The following is a 21,733-nucleotide window of genomic DNA, read 5'->3' as shown; positions in this document are numbered from 1 at the left end:
TGTCGCTCGGGACCGAACGGTCGGCTATGACACACGTCGTCACCGCCTTCCTCCGCGACCGCGGTCGCCTCCTCCTCGTCCGCCGCAGCGACGCTGTCGGGACGTACCAGGGTCTCTGGGGCGGCGTCTCCGGCTACGTCGAGGGCGACCCGGCCGACGCGCTCGACGACGCCCGCCGCGAACTCCGCGAGGAGGTCGGCGTCACCGACGCGACGCTCGTCCGCGCGGGCAGTACTGTCACCATCGTCGACGGCGACCGCGAGTGGACGGTTCATCCGTTCCTGTTCGACGCCGTGGACGAGAGTATCGAGACGAACGAGGAACTCACCGCGACCGAATGGGTCCACGCCCCCGCGATGCGGACCCGCGAGACCGTCCCCGGTCTCTGGCAAGCGTACGAGGCCGTCGCACCGAGCGTCGAGACCGTCCGCGGCGACCAGCGTCACGGTTCGGCGTACGTTTCCGTCCGTGCACTCGAAGTCCTGCGGGACCGCGGCGTCCTCGCCGACGACTGGGCCGACGTGGCTGCCGTCGCCCGCAACCTTCGCGAGGCTCGCCCGAGCATGGCAGCCCTGGCGAACCGCGTCAACCGCGTGCTGAGCGATGCGAGCGACGCCGACCGCACTCCCGAAGCGGTCTCCGAGCGTGCTGCCACGGCTGTCGACGACGCGGTCCGCGCCGACGAGACGGCAGCGAGAAACGCGGCCGAGCTGCTGTCGGAGACAGAAGCGGAGACGGTCGTGACGCTCTCGCGCTCGGGGACGGTCACGGCCGCGCTCGCCGAAGTCCCTGAAGTCGTCGTCGCCGAGTCGCGGCCCGCCTGCGAGGGTGTCGCCGTGGCCGAGGAACTCGCCGACGCAGGGACCACAGTGACGCTCGTCACTGACGCCGCGATGGGCTACGCTCTCGCCGAGCGCGACGTCGACGCCGCCGTCGTCGGCGCGGACACCCTCTTCTCGGACGGCTCCGTCGCCAACAAGGTCGGGACGCGACTGCTCGCGCTGGCCGCTGCTCGCGATGGGGTTCCGCTCTACGTCGTCACCGCCCGCGACAAGGTTTCCCCGAACGACGACTTCCACCCCGAGTTCGGCGAGCGCGACGCGCTCTACGAGGGTGAGAGCGGTCTCGACGTGCTGAACCCGACGTTCGACCGGACACCCGCGGACCTCCTGACCGGCGTCGTGACCGAGGACGGCGTGCTCGATTCGGCGGCCGTGGCCGCCGTCGCCGACGAGCACCGACGGTTCGCCGAGTGGGACGAATAGCTGTAACCTCCAACCCAGATACGAACCGAACGCGAACCACTGCGACCGGAGTGGTAGACTGTTTCAGGTCCCCGAGAAAGCGAGGGATTCTTCAACCATAGCGCGCTACGAAAAGACGGTGGCGATGAAGACAGTTACCCCCACTTAGCCCCTTGTGATGATAAGTTACAACTGAGCCACCATCTACTGTAACGACGGCGTCTGCACCTGATTCATCAGCACGCTGAGCGACGCGTCTCTCTCTTTCCCGAGTCGCAACCGCCTTGACGCTCCTCGACACACTCGCTCGCATGACTCCCGACCGCCTCGCTGTCCACGACTCCGTCGGCATCGCGTTCCCGCCCGAACTCCTCGTCGACGCGCTCGCCGACCTCGCGATCCCGGTCGAGCGCGTCGGCGACGGTGCCGACCTCGGCGACGGCGACGCCGTGGCGACGTTCAGCCCCCGCCCGGAGTTCCACGACGCCGGCTGGGTCCACTGCATCCGCGCGGGCTACGACGCCTTCGACGTCGACGCCTACGAGTCCGAACACACCATCCTCACCAACAGCACCGGCATCCACGGGACGACCATCGGCGAGACCGTCGCGGGCTATATGCTCGCCTTCGCCCGGCGGCTCCACGTCTTCCGCGACGCGCAGGCCGACCGCGAGTGGCGCGACCTCGACTACGCCGACTTCTTCACGCTCGACGGCGAGCGGCTCTGCGTCGTCGGTCTCGGCACGCTCGGCCGGGGCATCGTCGAACGAGCCTCGGGACTCGGGATGGACGTCGTCGGCGTCCGTCGCTCCGGCGAGCCGGTCCCCGGCGTCCGCGAGGTCTACTCGACGGAGAACCTCCACGCGGCCATCGCCGACGCGCGGTTCGTCGCGCTCGCAACGCCGCTTACACCGGAAACGGAGGGGTTGTTCTCGACGTCCGAGTTCGAGACGATGCGCGAGGACGCATACCTCGTCAACGTGGCCCGTGGGGCCGTGGTCGACGAACCGGCCCTGGTCGACGCCCTCCAACAGGGGTCCGTTTCCGGTGCAGCCTTGGACGTCTTCGAGACCGAACCCCTCCCCCCAGAATCGCCGCTGTGGGACCACGAGGAGGTCATCGTCACCCCACACTCGGGGGCCGGCACCCGCGACTACTACCGCGACATCGCCGGGTTGGTCCGCGAGAACGTCGAGCGGCTCGCGTCGGGCGATGAGCCGCTCAACCGGGTCGTCTGACCCCGACTTCGATCCGGCTCACACCCCGGAGTGCGACGACGGCGCACGCCACCGTCCCGCACGAAATCGGCCGAATCGCAAACGAACGGCCTTTTAGGCTCGGCTGCTGAAAGAGTGAATATGATTTTCGAGAACCTACCGACCACGCCCCGGTCGGAGGAGCTCATCGACAAGGCGTTCTCGCGGGCGTCGCGGGCCGGACGGGCCAAGAGTGGCCTCGAAGCCCAGGAGTCGATGCTCATCACCGCGGCGAACATCCTCTCGGACAACCTGGAGAACGTCGCCGTCGCGTGGCCCGACTTCGGCACTGTTGACCCGTTCTACTACGAACTCGCCGACGCCATCGTCGACGTCGACGAGGTCCGCAAGAGCCTCTCCGAAGTGATGTGGGCGAGCCGCCAGATTCCGGAGATTCGTAGCGAATACCAGTCGAAGCTCCGCAATTCGAACCTCGACACGGGTCGCAAACACCGCAAACAGGCGTTCGCCCGGATGGCCGACATCGTCGAGGAGGTCGAAGACGACCTGCTCCGCATCGGCGAGGCGCGTGACGCGCTGAAGAACCTGCCCGACATCCGGCCGGACGAACCGGCCATCGTCGTCGCGGGCTACCCCAACGTCGGCAAGTCCTCGTTCGTCAACGCGATCACCCGCGCCTCGAACGAGATCGCCGAGTACCCCTTCACGACGAAGGGCGTCCAGATCGGCCACTTCGAGCGCGACCGCATCCGCTACCAGATCATCGACACCCCCGGCCTGCTCGACCGTCCCGAGGACGAACGTAACGACATCGAGCGACAGGCCGTCAGTGCCATCGAGCATCTCGCCGACACGGTCCTGTTCTTCGTCGACCCGAGCGGCGACTGCGGCTATCCGCTGGAGGCACAACTGGAACTGCGCGACGCCGTCGAGAAGCGGTTCGCCGAGCGCGACATCCCCGTCTTGACCATCTGTAACAAGTCGGACCGTTCGCGCGACGTCGACGCCGACGCCTACATGAGTGTCACCGAGGGCGAGAACGTCGACGGCGTGCTGGACTTGGCCGTGGAAGCGGTCGGCTTCGAGCCGGACATCCCGCCGTCGCGACAGGAGTAGAGCTAGTCGCGGACGCCTTCTCTCACAGCTTGCAAGAAGCCCAGCAAGCCGGCCAAGAGTGCGAGTAACGTCAGCAGCCACGCGACATCGTACGGAACTGTCTCGTTTGCGAGTCCGAATCCACTGAACAGCATAACGAGCAGTGCGAAGAGGAGGGTATCTCGGCCGAGAGCCATCGTGTCGAGAGCCACCGCGCTGGCTGAAAAGCGAATCGGCCGTCTGGATGGGTGGGGGTGGCGGTCTCGCGACTCCCGTCGAGTCTACCGAGTCTGTTCGGGAAGGAGCGTCTGCTCGGGGGGAGGGAGTCGGTCATCGACCGTGGGGTGAGAATGAACGGGTGAACGGAGGGTGATGTGTCGAGCGTCAGCGGGGAAGTGTTACTGCGTCTCGGCCTACTGGACCTCGTAGGTGATGGAGACGGTGGCGGTCACCTCGACCGGGCCGGGCTGGAGGACGGTCGCCGCGCCGCCGTCAGCGGACTCGGCCGCGAACCGCGGGTAGGGGGCGTAGTCGCCACCCGTCGAGATGGTGCGGACGCCCGTGACGCTCACACCGGCCGCGCTGGCGACGGTGTCGGCGTCGGCGCGGGCGGCGTCGACGGCGGCTTCGAGCGCTTCGGCGCGGACCTCGGCGCGGGTCTCGTCGGTCAGCGTGTACTGGATGCCGTCGACGACGATGCCACCCTCGCCGGACGTGGAGACGGCTCCGACGGCGGCGTCGACGACGCTGCCAGCCTCGTCGGGGGCGACTTCGATCTGGTAGCTGTGGACGGCGCGGTAGCCGAGCAGTTCACGGCCATCCTCGCGGTAGTTGTACTCCGGCGAGATGCGGAAGCCCGCGGTCGTGACGGCCTCGTCGGTGTCGACGCCGACGTCGGTCAGGGCGTCGAACATGGCCTGGGAGTCCTCGGCGACTCGGTTCCGGGCGGTCTCGGCGTCGGCTTCGAGCGCGGTGATCGAGACGCGGACCACCGCGAGGTCGGCGTCGGCGGAGGCGGTGCCCGTGCCGGAGACGGAGATGCTCGGGCCGGTTTCGGTCTCGGCGGCACCGACGCCGCCGTCTGTCTGCAACGGACCTGCACAGCCCGCGACGAGTAGCATCGCCACCAGCGTGAGGGGAAGTAAGGGTCGCATAGGAGACAAGACGCTCGCTGAGCTATTCAAGCCGCGCTAAGCGCAAAGACTGATTTGACCTATCCCGCCGTCTGCGTGTTTGCACGCGAGACGGTCGGCGCGAGCCGTCCCACGGCAGAGTCGTCGACGGCCCGGACCGACGTCGGTTCCGTCGCCCCGCTTCGCTCGACGGGGACGTACCGGACCTCTACCGCGATGTGGTGGTCCGCGCCGACGCCGAACGGCGGTTCGTACTCCTCGTTGAGCCGCGTCTCCAGCGTCGACACGGTCGACGGCGGCGTGGCGTCGGGCGGGTAGCCGTAGGTGATCGTCACCTCCTCGGGCTGTCGAACCGGGAAGTCGGCGTAGGTCACGTCCATCGAGAGATACTCGACGCCCGCGTCGGCACCGACGATCCGAGCGGTTTCGCGGGTGTTGTCCTCGAACTGTGCCGCCTGGAGCGTGGTGAGGGTGATGCCGCCGAGGAAGCCCGAGAGGACGAGGAGCACGACGCCGAGGACGGCGATACGGCGGCCCGTCGACACCGTCGCCTCGTCGCGCTGGAACCAGTGGAACGGCTGGTAGCCCTGGTAGCTCAGGACCGCGAGCGCGGCGAGGTTGATCGAGAGGAAGTTGACCACGACGAGCAGTGCCGCGCCGAGCACCGCGTCGGGCTGACCCCAGGCGAGACCGATGCCGACGACGGCCGTCGGCGGGACGAGCGCGGCCGCGATCATGACGCCGACGAGTGCCGAGGAGACGCCGGTCGAGAGGCTGAGCGCGCCTGCGACGCCCGCGCCGAGCGCGACGGCCAAGGAGAGCACGTCCGGGGAGAGCCGTTCGCGCACCTCGCCGATGGCGAACACCTCCGTGGCCGTCAGCGGGATGGTCCCGGTCACTCTGAGGACGACGGCGAACAGCCCCGCGCTGACGACGGCGAGGACGCCCCCGAGTACCTGGAGGCGGACGCCGCGGACGAACAGCTCCGTGTCGTCGAGGACGGAGCCGACGCTCGTCGCCATCGCCGGGCCGATGAGCGGCGCGATGACCATCGAGCCGACGACGACGGCCGGAGAGTCCAAGAGGAGACCGGCGGTGGCGACGACGGCACTGATGGCCGTCATGACGACGAACGTCGAGAGCTGTGGGGCGAGGTCCTTCGCCCGGGCGACCAGTTCCTCGCGGGCGATGCGGTCGCCGTTGCCCTCCTCGGACTCCTCGTAGCGGTCTTCGAGCTGCTCGAACCGCCGCGAGACGACCGTCTCGGCGTCGAGGACGACGGTGTAGGCGTCGCGCTCGATACCCGCCTCCCGGAGCGATTCGAGGATCGGCTCGACGGCCGCCGTGGGGAGCGGAAAGCTGACGACGGCGGTGTATTCGCGGCCACTGACCTCGTCGGTCAGGGCGTAGTCGATGCCCTCGTCGTCGAGGACGGCGAGGACGGTCTCGCGCTTGCCGGCCGGAATCATCACCTGAACGAGTCGCACACTCGCCTCTCACTCGGCGGGGAGAAAATACCTCTGGCACGTGACGGTTCGGTGTCGTCGCCCGCAGCCACTCAGGGGGCGAACCGCTGCAGGACGGGAATCTCGTCCAGCCGTTCTTCGTCGAGGACGTCCCAGTCGATGCCGGTCGGCCGCCCGAAGGGTGAGTCGGTCCGGATTAGCCGCTCGGGCGTGGCGACGAGGTCCATCGGTACGTCGTGGGCTGCGGGCTCGGGCGCGTCGGCCTCGTCGACCACTTGCAGTTCGTGGACGGACGTCGCCACGGTCGTCTCGTCGTCGACCGCACCCAACTCCGACAGGACGGCGAACTCCAGGTCGCTGTAGCCCTCGCCCTTGCCGACGCGGCCGCCTGCCTCGGTGACGGCGACGCTGCCGGAGACGACGAGGTCGACGTGGGGGACCGCGTCGGGACCGACCGGTTCGGCGTAGCCGTCCATCTTCGACACCGTCGCCGCGGCGTCGAGGTCTTCGGGGGCGATGACCCCTGGGTCGAGTTTCATGAACGGCCGCTCGCTGCGGAGCCGCGGCTGGGCCATGTAGACCACCTTCCCCTCGTGGAGCGCACGCCGCCGGACGGGCAGCTGCGGGGCGTCGGGGTTCGCCTTGACGACGTCGGCGGCGGCCCACTCGTCGGTCGCGGCGAGGCGGTCGCAGGCCTCGTCGGCTCCGGCGAAGTTCGGGATGCGGCCGTGCGGCGGGAAGGGAAAGCGGGCCTCGCCCGAGTCCTCCAGGCCGCCCCAGATCCGCTCACGGAGCGTCTGTTTGTCCATGGCCGCGGTTGGCGTGCGTCCGGGGAAAGCACTGCGGCTCTCGGGGTCCGCTCGACGCTCGGCGACCACAGCCGCCTATCGAGTCAGTTTGCCAACCGCATCGGATCGTTGCGGTGGCCGCATCGGGCTGATGTATAGGGTCGTTCGCTCCGTCTCCCCGCTGTCGGCAGCTGGCTACGACCCGGTGGCCGGTTGACGAGCCACGTCGCCGTTGGACGCCGTCGCTGTGACGGCCCGTGTCCGACGGTGGCCGGTCCGTCCGAGACCCGCCGTCGACGGCGGGTCTACTCGCGACTCGCTTCCCCTCTCTCCCGGCGTGTCGCGGGGGCGGACCGTTCGGCTCGTGGCATCCCGGCTCTTTCGTCCCGTCGCTATCGAGACTCCTCGGTCCGGTCGGGTCCCAGCATCGAACTCATGTTTAGGTAGCTGGGAGGTCAGTAGACGCTGTCGACGGACGACAGCCGCTGTCCGTCCAACGACGCACTACCCTCGGTAGACCGCACACAGAACGCCTCTCGTGTGGCTGTGACCCCTCTCGACGACACAGCTGCGCGGTGGAGGCCGCTGTCACTCTCCCCTGGTTCAGTCCGAACCGCCTGTGTACGCGGCGTCGTCGACCGACTCGGGACGCTCAGCGTCTCGTGTTTCCTTCCCATTCGGTGGCCGGTTCAGCCACCACCCATCCCTTTCGTTCGACGGACTCAGTCGCCGTTCGACGTCGCGTTCTCGCCAGCGACGGTGTCGAGTTCGAACCGGTGGACGAGCGTGACCCACAGCACCGAGAGCGCGACGACGCCGAACAGCGGGACCGTCTCGGCGACCGTCGGACCCGGATAGAAGAGCGACAGAGCGGGGAGTGCCACCAGCCAGAACCCACCGACGAGGAGATACCGACGCTGCAACGACGGCTGTCGGTGCGTCAGCGGGCCGAGATACGACTGCACCTCCGACCCGTCCTCGGCGAGTTCGACCGTCCCCGCCCGTTTGTCGAACGCGACGAGGTTCACCGCCTGCAGTTTCGGGAGATGCGACTGTTGCAGCGAGTTGTAGACGCTTCGCCGCTGGTCGTAACTGACCTCGTTCGGGTCGACGTCGTGTTCCCACGCCGCGATCTGTTCGGCGAGCGTCCGGACCTCGGCGGTCCCGTGCGCGAGGAGATACCGAAGCGTGTACCGTCGCCGACGGTTACTCAGAATACGGTAGACGTCGTCGGCCTCTTGCCCCTCCGAGTCCGGTGGCTCCTCTCTCGACTGTCCGTGAGAACGAGACATCACAAGTAGTACCGGTACTCGTCCGGTTTCATTTATAAATACTTTCATAGACGAATTACCCTCTCGTCGCTGTGTTCCGTCGGCGTTCCCTCGGACACCGACGGCTCTCGCCAGGGTTAACCGACCCGCCCGAGTAAGGTCGGTATGTTCGAAAACCGCCCCAAGCGCGACGCAGAGGTCGTCTTCGTCGGGCGCTCCAACGTCGGCAAGTCGACGCTGATGCGCGAGTTGACCGGCCACAGCAAGTTCAACACGGGCAAGAAGCCGGGCGTGACCCGCGAGCCCAACCACTTCGACTGGGCTGGCGAGAGTTTCATGTTCTCTGATCTCCCCGGCTTCGGCTTCATGTCCGGCGTCGAGGAAGAGCGTCGCGAGGCCATCAAGACCGACATCGTCCGCTACATCGAGGAGCACGCCGACAAGATTCTCGTGGGCGTGCTCGTCGTCGACGGCAAGAGCGTCGTCGACATCATCGACCGCCACACGGGCGAGGACTCGATTCCCCACGACGTCGAGATGTTCTACTTCCTCGAAGAGCTGGGAATTCCGACGGTCGTCGCCGTCAACAAGATGGACAAGGTCGACGACAGAGACGAGCGGCTGAACGACCTCTGTGACCGCCTCGGTCTCTACCCGCCGTGGGAACAGTGGAAGGGCGACACCATCGCCCCCATCGTGGCGAAACGCGGCCAGTTGGAGCCGCTGAAGGAAGCACTCAGACACCACTTCCACGAGGCGAAGCGCGACGACCTGCTGAAGTTCGTGAAGTAGTCGCTGTCGACTGCGTCTTTCGTAGTGGCTCCGCGGGTTTCGTTTCTATCTTGATACTTACCTCCAGAACTCTTCGAAAGCCCACGCGTTCTCGACTCCCGCGCTACCTCCGCGCTCCTCGCTTCGCTGCGGTGCTTGCGGCATCGAGATTCGTCGAGCACACGTCCCCTTTCAGTCCCACTGGAAGAGCAAGCTCTTCCAAGCCCTCGTTCGCTTCGCTCACGAGGACACCCAACCGCACAGCCACACCCTCCCCAGCCGACTCCTTCGCTCGTTTCACTCGCTCAGCCATCCCTCGCGCGAGTGGCTCGCGGCCATGGAAGGCCGCGAAGCCACGCGCCAATGCGGTTCTCCACTCTGCCATACGACTTAATCCGCCGCGTCGCCTACGCTCGACTATGACCAACTGGCGTGCAGTTGCCGTCGGCTTCGTGGTCCTCCTCGTCGTCGGCGCGATCGGGCTTCAGCTTCCCCTGTTCGGACAGATCGGCGCGGGTCTCGTCGGCGGCTTCGCTGCGGGCTATCTCGCTGGCGGCGGACTCGGCAGCGGCGCGTGGCACGGCCTGCTGGCAGGCTCCATCACGGGCGTCGTGTTGACGCTGCTCTTCGCGGTCGTCGGCGGGACCTTGGGTCTCGCGGGCGGGCCGCTCGGGGCGTTCCTCGGCGGCGCGGGCGTGCTCCTCGTCGGCGTCTTCCTGACCGTCGTCTTCGCCGTCGACAGTGCCGTCGCTGGCGCGCTCGGCGGCTGGATAAAGGGCTGAGTCAGTCGAATGCGGCCAACAGGACCAGTCCGCCGACGAGTGCCGTCATCACGAAGAAGACGGTCACCGCGCCGTTGAACCGGATGGTGTAGCCGTAGTGGACGAGTTCCGTCTGAAACAGGATGCTGCCGACGGCACCGGCGACGACGAAAAGCGGCGTCGACGCGGCCATCCGAAGCGGATGGTTCCAGCCGTCGAGTCCGGCGGTCAGCCGCGAGGTGACCTTTTCGCTGGTGGAGGACATAGTTCACACGACGACGGGTCCGCAGGTAACTCTATGGTTCGACGACACTCTCGGGCGACGGACCGCTCACTGCCCGCGGTCGAGATACTCCTGTTGGATCTCGACGACCGCCGTCGAGTCCGCACACTCCGAATAGCGTCGCAGCGGCTCCTCGTTCATCTCCAAGAAGGTGTGTCCCCAGGTGAACTTCGAGAGGATCTCCTCGGCCTGCTCCCACTCGCCGAAGATGGCGAGTGCCGCGGCCATCGCCTCGACGGTCGTCAGCTTCATCGGTCGGCCGAAGTTGACCGGGTTGGCGGCGACGAGATAGGGCAGCGCGCGGTGCTCGCCCGGCAGCGAGAAGCGTGCCTCGCCCGCGGACTCCCACGAGCAGTCGAGCGCGACGAGCGTCTCCGTCCTGTCGGCGGGTGACAGCGCCTGCTCGGCGTGGGGGTTCAACACGACGCCGTAGGGCGTCGCGCGGTGCGAGCGGTGTAGCTCGGCGAGGTCGAACTTCGCGAGGCGGCGCGCCGTGCACTTGTCGGGGTCGTCGTCGCCCTCGTAGCGGATGTGCAGCTCCACGGGTGAGCGAAGGTCGCGCCGGGTCAAAAGCGGTCGGTTCGTGGGTGAAAGCCAAGAGGGAGGATTGCGTGAGTTGTGGTATGGGTCACCTCGAAGCCGTTCACTCGTACTACGACGCGCTCGACGACGGCGACTACGACGCGCTGTTGGTCCTTCTCGACCCCGAATTCGAGCAGACGCGCCCCGACCGCTCCTTTACGAGCCGTCGCGCGTTCATCGACTTCATGCAGGAAGACCGGCCGCACGAGGATACGTCCCACGAGATCGACGTCGTCTACCGGGACGACGACGGAGACCTCACGGCCGACGACCCCGCGGAACTCGCCGTCAGGGGACGGCTCTGCACGAACGGCGGTGCCGAACTGACCGGCTTCGTCGACGTGTTCCAGTTCGAAGACGGCCGAATCGCCGAACTCCGGACGTACACCGACTGACTGTCGTCGGTTCTAGCCGTTAGCGTTAGTCCCACCAGTCAACGTCCCTTCCACCGGTCAGCGTTAGTCCCACCAGTTAGCGTCCGTCCCCGTCGACCGTCTCGAAACCGTCTATCGACTGGTCGCGCCCGACCCGGTCGATGACCAGAAAGCCGACCGCGACCGCGACACCGACGAGCACCGCCCACGCGACGACCGCCGACAGCGGCACGCCGAACCCCATCTCGAACCCCGGCCCCGCGAACGTCCCGCCCTGCATCGCCGTCGCACCGTGCGGCCCGTGCATCGTCTGCCAGAGTGCCAACCGCCAGACGGCACCGACGATGCCCGCGAACACCGTCACTACGAGCGTCGCACCTACGACGACCATCACCACCCGTCCGACCGTGTCACGCTTCGTAGTCATACATGTATATTCGTGATACTCTCTCATAGTCCCATCGGTGGGAACGGTGAGCTATCGGCTCTCTCGTCCGTTATACGTCGAAAAACCGGTTGTCCGCCGAGTCGGAACTCCGCTCCGCCGGCCGCCGTCTCAGTCCTTCTTGCCCGCACCGACGGCGGCTTCGCCGACGGGTTCGTGGCCCTCGATGACCTCGCGGCCGCCCATGTAGGGCTGGAGCGGCTCGGGCACGTCGACGGTACCGTCCTCGTTCTGGTAGTATTCGAGCAGCGCGACCATCACACGGCCGACGGCCGTCCCCGACGCGTTGAGCGTGTGGAGATACTCCGTCGACTCGTGGCGTTCCGGCCGGTAGCGCAGCCCGGCGCGACGCGCCTGGAAGTCCTCGAAGTTCGAGGCCGACGAGACTTCGAGCCAGCGGCCGCCCGCTTCGGGCCCCTCGTCCGACTCCGTGCCGGGTGCCCAGACCTCGATGTCGTAGGTCTTCGCCGACGAGAAGGTCAGGTCACCCGTACAGAGGTTGAGCACACGGTACGGGAGACCGAGTCGTTCGAGGACTTCGGTTGCTTCGTCGAGCAGGGCTTCGAGGCGGTCGTACGACTCGTCGGGTTCGACGAAGTTGACGAGTTCGACCTTGTTGAACTGGTGGACGCGGACGATGCCGCGCGTCTCGGTCCCGTGTTCCCCGGCTTCGCGCCGGAAGTTCGGTGTGTAGGCCTGATGTTTGAGGGGAAGGTCGTCCTTCAGGAGGATGTCGTCGGCGTACATGTTCGTGACCGGGACCTCCGCCGTGGGGCAGAGCCAGAGGTCGTCGTCCTCGTAGTCCTCGGTCTCCGAGCCGCCGATGCGGTAGGCGTCCTCAGCGAACTTCGGCAGCTGACCGGTGCCGACCATCGACGTCGTCTTGACCGGAATCGGCGGGAAGATGTCGACGTAATCCTGTTCGCGGTGGACGTCGAGCATGAACTGGATGAGCGCGTGTTCCAGCATCGCGCCCTCGCCTTTCAGGAAGTAGAAGCCCGAGCCGGTCGTCTTCGCGCCGCGGCCCTCGTCGATGATGTCGAGGTCCTCGCCGATGTCGAAGTGCGGGGTGACCTCGTCGGGCAGGTCGCGCAGGTCGTCGAAGCCGTGGCGACGCAGTTCCTCGTTGTCGCTCTCGTCAGCACCAACGGGAACGCTCTCGTGGGGGACGTTCGGCAGTTCGAGCAGCGTCTCCTCCAACTCGGCTTCGAGTTCGTCGGCGCGGGTCTCGATGTCTTGGAGCTCCTCCTTCAGTTCCTGCGAGCGGGCGATGGCCTCGTCGGCCTCGTCGTCCTTGCCCTCGGCTTTGAGCTGGCCGATCTTGCTCGACACCGTGTTGCGCTCGTGGCGCAGGTCGTCGCCTCTGGCCTTCAGCTCACGCCACTCCTCGTCGACGGCGAGGACGTGATCCAGGTCGACGTCGTCGTAGCCGCGGTTCGCGAGGCTCTCGCGGACCGTCTCCGGGTGCTCGCGGAGATATCGTCGGTGAAGCATTTGCTCGAAATTCAGTTGGACGTGGGAAAACCGTATCGCATCTTTGTGGGTCCGTGCCGGACGGAACCCACTACACTCCGCGTGAGCCGCCAGCGAACGCCGACCGCGCGTCGGCGGTCTCCCGGCGGCACACCGGCCGTTCTACCAGAGGAACATCGGCCAGACGTACTGGAACCACGATGGTCGCCGTCGCCGCCTCAACGGCGGTCGACGGTGGAGACGGACGCCTGGGTCTCCACCTCGTCGCTGTACTTCTCGACGGTCACGTGGATTCGGTCCTCGTCGATGACGACAGCGACAGAGAGGGGGTTCCGGAGCGTCGAGCGGACCTGCTCGCGGCCGGTCGGGTCGACCACCAGCCGGAACCGGTCGCTCGGTTTTCCACCGCCGTCGAGCGACCGCTCGACCGTCTCGCCCGCGTCGAGGTCGAGTCGCCACTCGTCGCTGTCGCCGTCGAGAAACTCCCGTTCGGCGAGCGACACCCGCGTCGACAGCCCCGCGTCCGTGTCGTTCGTCACCGTCACGGGGACGCTGTACGCCGGTGCCACACAGCCAGCGAGTGCGACGGCCGAGGCTGTTGCCGCCGTTCCCATCTTCAGCAGCGCGCGTCGCGAGTGGAGGGCCATACCGGCACGTCGGCTGTCAGCCTGTAGTAGCTTTCCCCGACCTTCCGGGATGTCGTCCGAACCCTTTTGAACACTCCCGACGCTTCCCTCCGCATGGCTATCGGCGACCTCGAACCCGTCCCGGACAGCACCGACCTCTACTATCTCGACACCGGGATGTACGACATCGAGGGGTACGGGTCGGTCTACGTCCTCGACGCCGAGCGGCCCGCCGTTGTCGACACCGGTATCGGCACCAACCGCGAGCAGCTGTTCGACGCGCTCGACGAGTTGGGAATCGGCGCGGACGACCTGGCCTACATCCTGCCGACGCACATCCACCTCGACCACGCGGGCGGGGCGGGCTATCTCGCCGAGGCGTATCCCGACGCGACGGTGCTGACCCACGAGATCGGCGTCCCTCATCTGGTCGACCCCTCGAAACTCGTCGCGGGCACGAAGGCAGCCGTCGACGACCAGTGGGAGTTCTACGTCGACCCGAAGCCCGTCCCCGAGGACCGTATCGAGGGACTCGAAGGCGGCGAGACGGTCGACCTCGGCGATAGGACGCTGGAAGTCGCCCACGCACCCGGCCACGCGCCGCACCAGGTGACCTTCTACGACACCGCCGACGACGTGCTGTTCACGGGCGACTCGGCCGGTATCTGGGTCCCGAAGATGACCGAGATTCGCCAGACGTCGCCACCGTCGCAGTTCGACCTCGAACAGTGTCTGGACGACGCCTCGGCCATCATCGACCGCGACCCCGACACGCTCTGTTTCGGCCACTTCGGCCCGCTCGCATTCGAACCCGAGTATATGGAGGCGTACAAGCGGACGCTCGTGGAGTGGGTCGAGGCCGTCCGCCAGAAGCGCGCCGAACTGGACGACGACGAGGCCGTCATCGAGTTCTTCGAGGACCACACCGACACCGCGGAAGCGTGGGGCGAGCGGAAAGCACGCGACGAGGCGCGGCTGAACGTCAAGGGCGTGCTCGGCTATCTCGACTACCGGGCGAAACAGGACGACGAGTAACCATCGAGTGGCCGACGGGTGACTGACGCGTAACCATCGAGTGGTCGTCGAGTGGCCGACGAGTAGCCGTCGGACGCTCGGCCGACCACCGGGCGAGACGGGCTCGCACGCCACCACCAGTGTTTTGCTCCACTCGGCTGAACGCCGAGCCATGCCCGGCCCAGTCTTTCTGACAGGAGACCGCGTCACCCTCCGCCCCATCGAGCGCGAGGACCTCCGGTTCGTCCAGCGGTGTATGAACGACCCGCGGGTCTGGCGGCCCGCCCTCGACGTCGACCCGACCAACGACGAACAGGTCTCGGAGTTCTTCGAGGACGTCCTCTCGGGCGACGACGGCGTCCGCTGTCTCGCCTGCGACGGCGAGACGCCGCTCGGCGTCGTCACGCTGACCGAGTCCCAGTACGGCCCGGACGAGACGTCGCGAGCGCGGTCGGCGGAACTCGCCTACTGGTTCTCCCCCGAACACCACGAGCAGGGGTTCGGTTCCGACGCCGCCGCCCGCATGGTCCAGTACGCCTTCGAAGACCGGAACCTCCGTCGGCTCCAGGCGCGAGTCGGGAGCTTCAACGACGCCTCCGTCGGTCTCTTGGAGTCGCTCGGCTTCGAACGTGAGGGGACGCTGCGGGAAGCCGCGTGGTTCCGCGGCGAGTACCACGATATGTACTGGTACGGCCTGTTGCGCGAGGAGTGGGAGACCGAGCGGTAGAGGCATTGGACGGCCGAGCGGTAGAGCCACCGGGGGGAGTGGACGGCCGAGCGGTAGTCGCCGACAGAGGTGTTCCTATGGAGGCGACGAATCAACTGGGAGCAACTGACCGCAAATTCTGCCCGGTTTTTTATAACCAACCCCCGTAGCGGCGCGATATGGACAGGAGGGACGCGGAAGCGGAGTACGAGAGCGAGGTGCTGGGGGAGACGACACTCGCGCGGCTGTTCGAGGACAGTGCGGAGCGGAACGCCGACAGCGTCGCCCAGCGGTACAAAGGCGGCGTCTACGACCGCTCGCTCGTCGCTGGCGGCGTCGTTCGCGCCGCCTCCGAGGGGACCTACGCCGACGTCACGTATTCGGAGATGCGCGACATCGTCCGCAATCTCGCGGCCGGATTCCGCGAGCTCGGCGTCGGCGACGGAACACGCGTCGGTCTCTTCGCTCACACCCGGATGGAGTGGGCGCAGTCCGACTTCGCGCTCCTCGCCGCTGGCGGCGTCGTCACGACGGTCTACACCTCCTCGTCGGAGCGGCAGGTCGAGTATCTCCTCGGCGACCCCGACGCCTCGGGCGTCGTCGTCGAGAACGACGACTGTCTCCGTCGCGTCCTCGCCGTCGAGGACAGCCTCGACCTCGACTTCGTCGTCGTAATGGACGAGATCCCCGACGGCAGCGGGATGTCGGGCGCGATGCGGGATCGCGACGACATCTACTCGCTCGCCGAGGTCCACGACCTCGGGACTGACGCCTTCGACGAAGACGCCTACCAGTCGTGGATCGATTCGCGAGACGTGGACGACCTCGCGAGTCTCATCTACACCTCGGGGACGACCGGCCAGCCGAAGGGCGTCCAACTCACGAACCGCAACTTCCGGTCGAACGTGAACCAGTGTTTCCGACGGTTCGGCCCGCGCCCCGACGACCCCGACCGTCTCTCTATCACGCCCGACTCGACGACCCTCTCGTTTCTCCCGCTCGCACACGTCTTCGAGCGGCTCGCTGGCCACTATCTGATGTTCGCGGCCGGGGCGACCGTCGGCTACGCCGAAAGCCCCGACACCCTGCGCGAGGACTTCCAACTCGTCCGGCCGACGACCGGGACGAGCGTCCCGCGCGTCTACGAGAAACTGTACGACGCCATCCGCACGCAAGCCTCGGAGTCGCCCGTCAAAGAGCGTATCTTCGAGTGGGCTGTCGGCGTCGGCCAAGACTACCACGAGACCGACGACCCCGGCACCCTCTTGACGTACAAACACCGCCTCGCCGACCGCCTCGTCTTCTCGCAGGTACGGGAGGCAATCGGCGGCCGTCTGGAGTTCTTCATCAGCGGCGGCGGCAGCCTCTCGGCGGACCTCTGCGCGCTCTACCACGGGATGGGGCTGCCCATCCTGGAGGGCTACGGTCTCACCGAGACGTCGCCGGTCGTCGCCGTCAACCCCCCGGACGCGCCCGAGATCGGCACCATCGGCCCGCCCGTCGTCGACGTCGAGACCCGGATCGACGAGAGCGCGGTCGGCGAGGTCCAGCACCGGGAAGCCGCCGGGGAGGTCGGCGAACTGCTCGTCAAGGGACCGAACGTCACGTCGGGCTACTGGAACCGCCCGGAGGAGACCGAACAGGCGTTCACAGACGACGGCTGGTTCCGCACGGGCGACATCGTCCACCACCGGCCCGACGGCTATATCGAGTTCCGCGAGCGGGCGAAACAGCTGCTCGTCCTCTCGACCGGCAAGAACGTCGCGCCCGGTCCCATCGAGGACGCCTTCGCCTCGAATCCACTTGTCGAGCAGTGCATGGTGCTCGGCGACGGCAAGAAGTTCGTCAGCGCGCTTCTCGTCCCGAACGTCGACGCCCTCCGCGAATGGGCCGACCGCGAGGGGATCGACCTCCCCGACGACCGTCGGCAGCTGGGTCGCGACGAGCGCGTCCGCGAGCGACTCCAACGGGAGGTCGACGAGGTGAACGAGAACTTCGAGTCCTACGAGCAGATCAAGCAGTTCCGCGTCGTCACCGAGGAGTTCACCGAGGAGAACGGGATGTTGACGCCGACGATGAAGAAGAAGCGTCGGCACATCCTCGAGCGGTACGCCGACGAGGTGGCGATGATCTACGACGCGCCCGCGGCGAAGCGGTAGCCCGGCCGCGACAGCTGTCGATATTTCCGAACGGCCGTCCTGCTTCTGCCAAGTCGATTCCTTACAGAAGGGTGAGGTTTATCAGCGGTCCCGAGGAACCCGAAGCCACATGGAGGATCGCTAATGGCTGCCGAGGCTGCGGGAAACCTCATCCCACTCGTCGCCGCCATCATCGGTGTCGGCGTCATCTCACAGGTGCTCGCCGACCGGTTGCAGGTCCCGAGTATCATCTTTCTCATCACCGCCGGTATCCTCATGGGACCGGAGGGCATCGGCAACTGGCTCCCCTTCATCGACCCCATCGTCACCCCCGAGTCGTTCGGCAGTGCCCTGCCGGCAATCGTCGGTCTCTCGGTCGCCATCATCGTCTTCGAGGGGGCGTTCCATCTCCGTATCGAGGACCTTCGAGAGGCTCCGGCGGCGACACTCAGACTCGTCACGCTCGGCGCGCTCATCGCCCTCGTGGGGACGGCCCTCGCGGTCCGGTTTTTCATCGGCGTCGACTGGCTGATCTCCTTCCTCATCGGTGCACTGCTCGTCGCCACCGGGCCGACGGTCATCGCCCCTATCCTCGAAGTCGTCCCGGCGCGTGACCGCGTCGAGACGGCCCTAGAGACGGAGGGGATCGTCAACGACGTCACCGCCGCCATCCTCGCCATCGTCCTCTTCGAGGCCATCACCATCGGTATCGAGACCCCCATCGAGTTCCTGGCGCTGTTCACCGAACGGCTCGGTGTCGGCGTCGTCGTCGGCGGTCTCGTCGCCGGACTGGTGTTCTTCGCGCTCCGGTACGTCGACCTCTCGCCGGGGAACGCCCCGCAGAACGCCCGCTTGTTGGTTCTCGCGGGCGCGCTCGTCGCCTACGGTGCCGCGGACTTCATCGCCACCGAGGCGGGCATCGCCGCCGTCGCGACGGCGGGCATCCTCCTCGGCAACATGGACATCCCCTACGAGGAGGACATCTCGGCGTTCAAGGGTGACATCACCCTCATCGTCCTCTCGTTCGTCTTCATCGCCCTGGCGGCGCTGTTGGAGTTCGAAAACCTCCAGCGGCTCGGCATCGGCGGCCTGCTCGTCGTCGTCGCCGTCGCGCTCGTCATCCGCCCGCTGCTCGTGTTCGTCTCGACGGTCGGCGACCGTTTCACCACCGCCGAAAAGTGGTTCATGAGCTTCGTCGGCCCGCGCGGCATCATCCCCGCGTCGGTCGCGACGCTGTTCGCCATCGAGTTCCGTGCACAGGGGATGACCGCGGCCGCCGACGCGCTCGTCGGCACCGTCTTCCTCGTCATCCTGATGACCGTCGTGTTCGAAGCCGGACTCGCCCGCAGAATCGCAGAATTCTTTGACGTGATACCAATGCGTGTACTCGTAATCGGAGGCGGAAAGGTGGGCCGGACGCTCGCCGAACGCCTCGAAGACCGCGGAGAGAACGTCGTCATCATCGAGAATGACGTCGAGATAGTCGAGACGGCCCGCGACAAGGGCTTCACCGTCCACCACGGCGACGGCACCGACACGGACGTGCTCCGCTCCGCCGGTGCCGAGAACAGCAAGATCGTCGTGGCCGCGACCGGCGACGACGACGCCAACCTGCTCGTCTCCCAACTGTCGGCCTCGAAGTTCGACCCCGAGACCATCATCGCCCGCGCCAACAACCCGGACAACGTGGAGGCGTTCGAGGAACTCGGCGTCCGCACCATCTCGACGACGCTCGCGACCGCACAGGCCATGGACAACCTCATCGAACGGCCCGCGCTCGCCAACTGGATGGGCGAACTCGGCCGCTCGGGCGACGTCCAGGAGATCGAGGTGACCTCCGAGGAACTCGTCGGCCGCACCATCCGCGAGATCGGTCCCGAACTCCCTGGCGGCTGTCTCGTCGCACTCGTCGCCCGCAACGGCGACATCGAGGTCCCCGACGCGGACTACACGCTCCAGATGGGCGACCGCATCACCATCCTCGGTCGGCGTGACGCCGTCCGCGAGGCGATGGACTTCTGTCACCCTGAGGAGTAAGCGACCCGCGCGGGCCAGCCGACCAGCCGACCAAGCGTTCTTGCGCCGTCCCGTCGAATACTCGCCGTGTTCGACCTCACCCACCCCCTCTCCGACGAGACGCCCGTCTACCCCGGCGACCCGCCGGTCCGCGTCTCGCCCGCGGCGACCCACGAGACGGACGGCTACCGCGTCACGGACTTCCGAGCCAACAGCCACGCCGGGACCCACGTCGACGCGCCCGCCCACCTCCTCGCCGACGGGCGGACGCTGGACGACTATCCCGTCGAGCGGTTCGTCTCCGACGCTCGCGTCGTCGACTGTACCGGTCTCGGCGCGGGCGACGCGATTCGGGCGGCCGACCTCCCGGACGCCGACTGCGACAGCCTCCTGCTTCACACTGGCTGGGACGCCCACTGGGGGACGCCCGAATACGACGACCATCCGCATCTCAGCCGCGACGCGGCACGCTGGTGTGCCGACCGCGGCTACGACGTCGGCTTCGACACCGCCGGACCCGACCCGACCGGTGCCGAGTCGTTCCCTGCCCACCGCATCCTCCTCCGAGCCGACTGCCTGCTGGTGGAGAATCTGACCGGTCTCGGCGCGCTTCCCGAGCGCGTCCGACTCACCGCCCTGCCGCTCGCGCTCGTCGGTGCCGACGGCGCGCCCGTCCGTGCTGTCGCGGAACGAGTCGACGGCGAGGCGTCTGACTGACTCCGCGTTCGCGACGCTCGCTGGGTCACAGCTCGAAGAAAAACACGTCCCCTCCCGCTGGTCGGGTGGCGTGGAACCTCTACCGGTAGAACTCGATGGCCGCACCCTGACGCGACGACCTTTTGCACTGCGCTCGCTACGCTCGCTCGGCAAAACGTCGATGAAAAACACGCCACCCTCCCGCTGGTCGGGTGGCGTGGAACCTCTACCGGTAGAACTCGATAGCCGCACCCTGGCCGAAGCCGACACAGAGCGTGGCGAGGCCGCGGTCGACGTCGCGCTCGATCATCTCGTGGATGAGCGTCACGGGGAGGCGCGCCCCGGAGGCACCCAGCGGGTGGCCGACGGCGATGGCACCGCCGTTGACGTTGAGCTTCTCCTCGTCGATGCCGAGTTCGCGCCGCGAGTAGACACACTGGCTCGCGAACGCCTCGTTGATCTCGACGAGGTCGTAGTCGTCGATGTCGCGGCCGTTGCGCTCCAGGAGGCCCTCGGTGGCCGGGACCGGGCCGATACCCATGACCGTCGGGTCGACGCCGGCGACGTTGTTCATGCCGACCTTCGCGAGGATCTCTAACTCCTGCTCCTCAGCGAACTCCTCGCTCGTGACGAGCACGGCGGCCGCGCCGTCCGAAATCTGCGAGGAGTTGCCCGCGGTCACCGAGCCGTCGCCGGTGAACGCCGGTGAGAGACTGGAGAGCACGTCGAGAGAGGTGTCCCGGCGGATGCCCTCGTCCTCGCTGACCGTGCCGTCCTCCGTCTCGATGGGGACGATCTGGTCCTCGAAGCGACCCTCGTCCGTCGCAGCCGCGGCGCGCTGGTGGCTCCGGAGGGCGTACTCGTCTTGGTCCTCGCGGCTGACTTCGTACTCTTCTGCGACCTTCTCGGCGGTCATCCCCATCTGGAGCTGGAAGATGTTGTACGCCTCGGAGAGTTCGGGGTGGAGATGCTGGTAGGAGTCGCCGTCCATCGGGACGCGCGACATGTTCTCGACGCCGCCCGCGATGATGCAGTCACGGTTGCCCGCGGCGATAGCGTCGGAGGCGGAGATGATAGCCTGCATCGAAGAGGCACACCAGCGGTTGATGGTCGTCGCCGGCACGCTCTCGCCGAGGTCCGAGAGCAGCGAGATGACGCGGGCGACGTTGTTGTCCTGTTCGCCGCGCTGCTGGGCGACGCCCCACATCAGGTCGTCGACGTCGTCGCTGTCGAGACCGGTCTCGGCCAGAATCTCGTCGATGAGAGCGGTAGAGAGGTCTTCACTGCGGACGTCCGCGAAGACGCCGCCGCCTTTCCCTTGCGGGGTCCGGTACGCTTTCGCGATGACTGGCGTTGGCATACCCCGTCCTCCGGTGTCCATGTTGATAAATGGTCCAGAACTCGCGGGGATATGTCGAGAGTTTCCGCACGGCTCTCGGGTGTAGTGGCGTGAAAACGGTGGACCCTGTCGAGCCGCCTCTGGAGACGACCAAGCCTACCTACGGCTCGAACAGTTCCGGTGCGACGTCGGCCGAGGTGTGTTGCGTCGACGACGACGGCTCGGCCGACGCCGAAGTCGGGCCGTCGCGTGTCATCTCGCTCGCTTCTGTCGTCGTGGTGTCCTGTCCCGTCAT

General features: G+C 67.0%; 23 protein-coding genes. 11 read left to right on the top strand and 12 right to left on the bottom strand.

The window, feature by feature from the left end:
* Window positions 1-26: 26 nt before the first annotated feature.
* The 3 genes from BLR57_RS15225 (at window position 27) to BLR57_RS15215 (ending at window position 3,577) form a co-directional block, all read left to right on the top strand.
* Window positions 27-1,265 (top strand): eIF2B alpha/beta/delta subunit family protein, encoded by a 1,239-nt coding sequence (locus BLR57_RS15225; protein ID WP_089698912.1) that lies wholly within the window; start codon window positions 27-29, stop codon window positions 1,263-1,265.
* A gap of 290 nt (window positions 1,266-1,555) precedes the next feature.
* Window positions 1,556-2,482, top strand: coding sequence for a D-2-hydroxyacid dehydrogenase (gene ddh, locus BLR57_RS15220; RefSeq protein ID WP_089699092.1), 927 nt, complete (start codon window positions 1,556-1,558; stop codon window positions 2,480-2,482).
* A 120-nt stretch (window positions 2,483-2,602) separates the two neighbouring features.
* Window positions 2,603-3,577, top strand: coding sequence for an NOG1 family protein (locus BLR57_RS15215; RefSeq protein ID WP_089698910.1), 975 nt, complete (start codon window positions 2,603-2,605; stop codon window positions 3,575-3,577).
* A 2-nt stretch (window positions 3,578-3,579) separates the two neighbouring features.
* Here the strand turns inward: BLR57_RS15215 and BLR57_RS19485 are convergent, their stop codons facing one another.
* From BLR57_RS19485 to BLR57_RS15195, 5 genes are all read right to left on the bottom strand, one after another.
* Entirely contained in the window at window positions 3,580-3,753 is a 174-nt protein-coding gene (locus tag BLR57_RS19485) for a hypothetical protein (protein ID WP_170830662.1), read from the bottom strand.
* Window positions 3,754-3,969: 216 nt separating this feature from the next.
* Window positions 3,970-4,710: an SIMPL domain-containing protein gene (locus tag BLR57_RS15210; protein WP_089698908.1), complete on the bottom strand. Its 741-nt coding sequence runs from the start codon at window positions 4,708-4,710 to the stop codon at window positions 3,970-3,972.
* Between the two features lie 59 nt (window positions 4,711-4,769).
* Complete coding sequence (locus BLR57_RS15205) at window positions 4,770-6,176, bottom strand: TIGR00341 family protein (RefSeq protein WP_170830661.1); 1,407 nt, start codon at window positions 6,174-6,176, stop codon at window positions 4,770-4,772.
* Window positions 6,177-6,247: 71 nt separating this feature from the next.
* Entirely contained in the window at window positions 6,248-6,964 is a 717-nt protein-coding gene (locus tag BLR57_RS15200) for a 5-formyltetrahydrofolate cyclo-ligase (RefSeq protein ID WP_089698906.1), read from the bottom strand.
* A 701-nt stretch (window positions 6,965-7,665) separates the two neighbouring features.
* Complete coding sequence (locus BLR57_RS15195) at window positions 7,666-8,235, bottom strand: DUF7344 domain-containing protein (RefSeq protein WP_089698904.1); 570 nt, start codon at window positions 8,233-8,235, stop codon at window positions 7,666-7,668.
* Window positions 8,236-8,379: 144 nt separating this feature from the next.
* On the opposite strand from BLR57_RS15195, the gene engB reads away from it, so the two are divergent.
* Entirely contained in the window at window positions 8,380-9,006 is a 627-nt protein-coding gene (gene engB, locus BLR57_RS15190; RefSeq protein WP_089698902.1) for a GTP-binding protein EngB, read from the top strand.
* A gap of 398 nt (window positions 9,007-9,404) precedes the next feature.
* Window positions 9,405-9,767 (top strand): DUF5518 domain-containing protein, encoded by a 363-nt coding sequence (locus BLR57_RS15185; RefSeq protein WP_089698900.1) that lies wholly within the window; start codon window positions 9,405-9,407, stop codon window positions 9,765-9,767.
* A gap of 1 nt (window position 9,768) precedes the next feature.
* Here BLR57_RS15185 and BLR57_RS15180 read toward each other — a convergent pair whose 3' ends face one another.
* Both BLR57_RS15180 and BLR57_RS15175 read right to left on the bottom strand, forming a co-directional pair.
* Window positions 9,769-10,011 carry a hypothetical protein gene (locus BLR57_RS15180; RefSeq protein WP_089698897.1) on the bottom strand — a complete coding sequence of 81 codons (243 nt, stop codon included), beginning with the start codon at window positions 10,009-10,011 and terminating at the stop codon, window positions 9,769-9,771.
* Window positions 10,012-10,077: 66 nt separating this feature from the next.
* A complete protein-coding gene (locus BLR57_RS15175; protein ID WP_089698895.1) occupies window positions 10,078-10,572 on the bottom strand; it encodes a DUF367 family protein in 495 nt (164 codons plus the stop codon).
* Between the two features lie 80 nt (window positions 10,573-10,652).
* Between BLR57_RS15175 and BLR57_RS15170 the strand changes: the two genes are divergently transcribed.
* Window positions 10,653-11,006 (top strand): nuclear transport factor 2 family protein, encoded by a 354-nt coding sequence (locus BLR57_RS15170; protein ID WP_089698892.1) that lies wholly within the window; start codon window positions 10,653-10,655, stop codon window positions 11,004-11,006.
* Window positions 11,007-11,082: 76 nt separating this feature from the next.
* Here BLR57_RS15170 and BLR57_RS15165 read toward each other — a convergent pair whose 3' ends face one another.
* The 3 genes from BLR57_RS15165 to BLR57_RS15155 all read right to left on the bottom strand — a co-directional run bounded on the left by BLR57_RS15165 (window position 11,083) and on the right by BLR57_RS15155 (window position 13,550).
* A complete protein-coding gene (locus BLR57_RS15165; protein ID WP_139173373.1) occupies window positions 11,083-11,412 on the bottom strand; it encodes a hypothetical protein in 330 nt (109 codons plus the stop codon).
* Window positions 11,413-11,541: 129 nt separating this feature from the next.
* Entirely contained in the window at window positions 11,542-12,924 is a 1,383-nt protein-coding gene (gene serS, locus BLR57_RS15160) for a serine--tRNA ligase (RefSeq protein WP_089698887.1), read from the bottom strand.
* A 197-nt stretch (window positions 12,925-13,121) separates the two neighbouring features.
* Window positions 13,122-13,550, bottom strand: coding sequence for a hypothetical protein (locus BLR57_RS15155; protein WP_089698885.1), 429 nt, complete (start codon window positions 13,548-13,550; stop codon window positions 13,122-13,124).
* 93 nt (window positions 13,551-13,643) lie between these two features.
* Between BLR57_RS15155 and BLR57_RS15150 the strand changes: the two genes are divergently transcribed.
* The 5 genes from BLR57_RS15150 (at window position 13,644) to BLR57_RS15130 (ending at window position 20,120) form a co-directional block, all read left to right on the top strand.
* A complete protein-coding gene (locus BLR57_RS15150) occupies window positions 13,644-14,564 on the top strand; it encodes an MBL fold metallo-hydrolase (RefSeq protein ID WP_089698883.1) in 921 nt (306 codons plus the stop codon).
* Window positions 14,565-14,715: 151 nt separating this feature from the next.
* Window positions 14,716-15,270 carry a GNAT family N-acetyltransferase gene (locus tag BLR57_RS15145; RefSeq protein WP_089698881.1) on the top strand — a complete coding sequence of 185 codons (555 nt, stop codon included), beginning with the start codon at window positions 14,716-14,718 and terminating at the stop codon, window positions 15,268-15,270.
* Between the two features lie 158 nt (window positions 15,271-15,428).
* Complete coding sequence (locus tag BLR57_RS15140; protein WP_089698879.1) at window positions 15,429-17,408, top strand: AMP-dependent synthetase/ligase; 1,980 nt, start codon at window positions 15,429-15,431, stop codon at window positions 17,406-17,408.
* 123 nt (window positions 17,409-17,531) lie between these two features.
* Window positions 17,532-19,424 carry a cation:proton antiporter domain-containing protein gene (locus BLR57_RS15135; protein WP_089698878.1) on the top strand — a complete coding sequence of 631 codons (1,893 nt, stop codon included), beginning with the start codon at window positions 17,532-17,534 and terminating at the stop codon, window positions 19,422-19,424.
* 66 nt (window positions 19,425-19,490) lie between these two features.
* Entirely contained in the window at window positions 19,491-20,120 is a 630-nt protein-coding gene (locus BLR57_RS15130; protein ID WP_089698876.1) for a cyclase family protein, read from the top strand.
* Between the two features lie 205 nt (window positions 20,121-20,325).
* Here the strand turns inward: BLR57_RS15130 and BLR57_RS15125 are convergent, their stop codons facing one another.
* A complete protein-coding gene (locus tag BLR57_RS15125; protein ID WP_089698874.1) occupies window positions 20,326-21,459 on the bottom strand; it encodes a thiolase family protein in 1,134 nt (377 codons plus the stop codon).
* 139 nt (window positions 21,460-21,598) lie between these two features.
* Complete coding sequence (locus BLR57_RS19910) at window positions 21,599-21,733, bottom strand: hypothetical protein (RefSeq protein ID WP_280140458.1); 135 nt, start codon at window positions 21,731-21,733, stop codon at window positions 21,599-21,601.

The sequence above is a fragment of the Halogranum gelatinilyticum genome (assembly GCF_900103715.1).
Taxonomy (GTDB): Archaea; Halobacteriota; Halobacteria; order Halobacteriales; family Haloferacaceae; genus Halogranum; species Halogranum gelatinilyticum.
The sequence above is the reverse complement of the archived record's forward strand: the minus strand, read 5'-3'. Positions and strand labels throughout refer to the sequence as shown.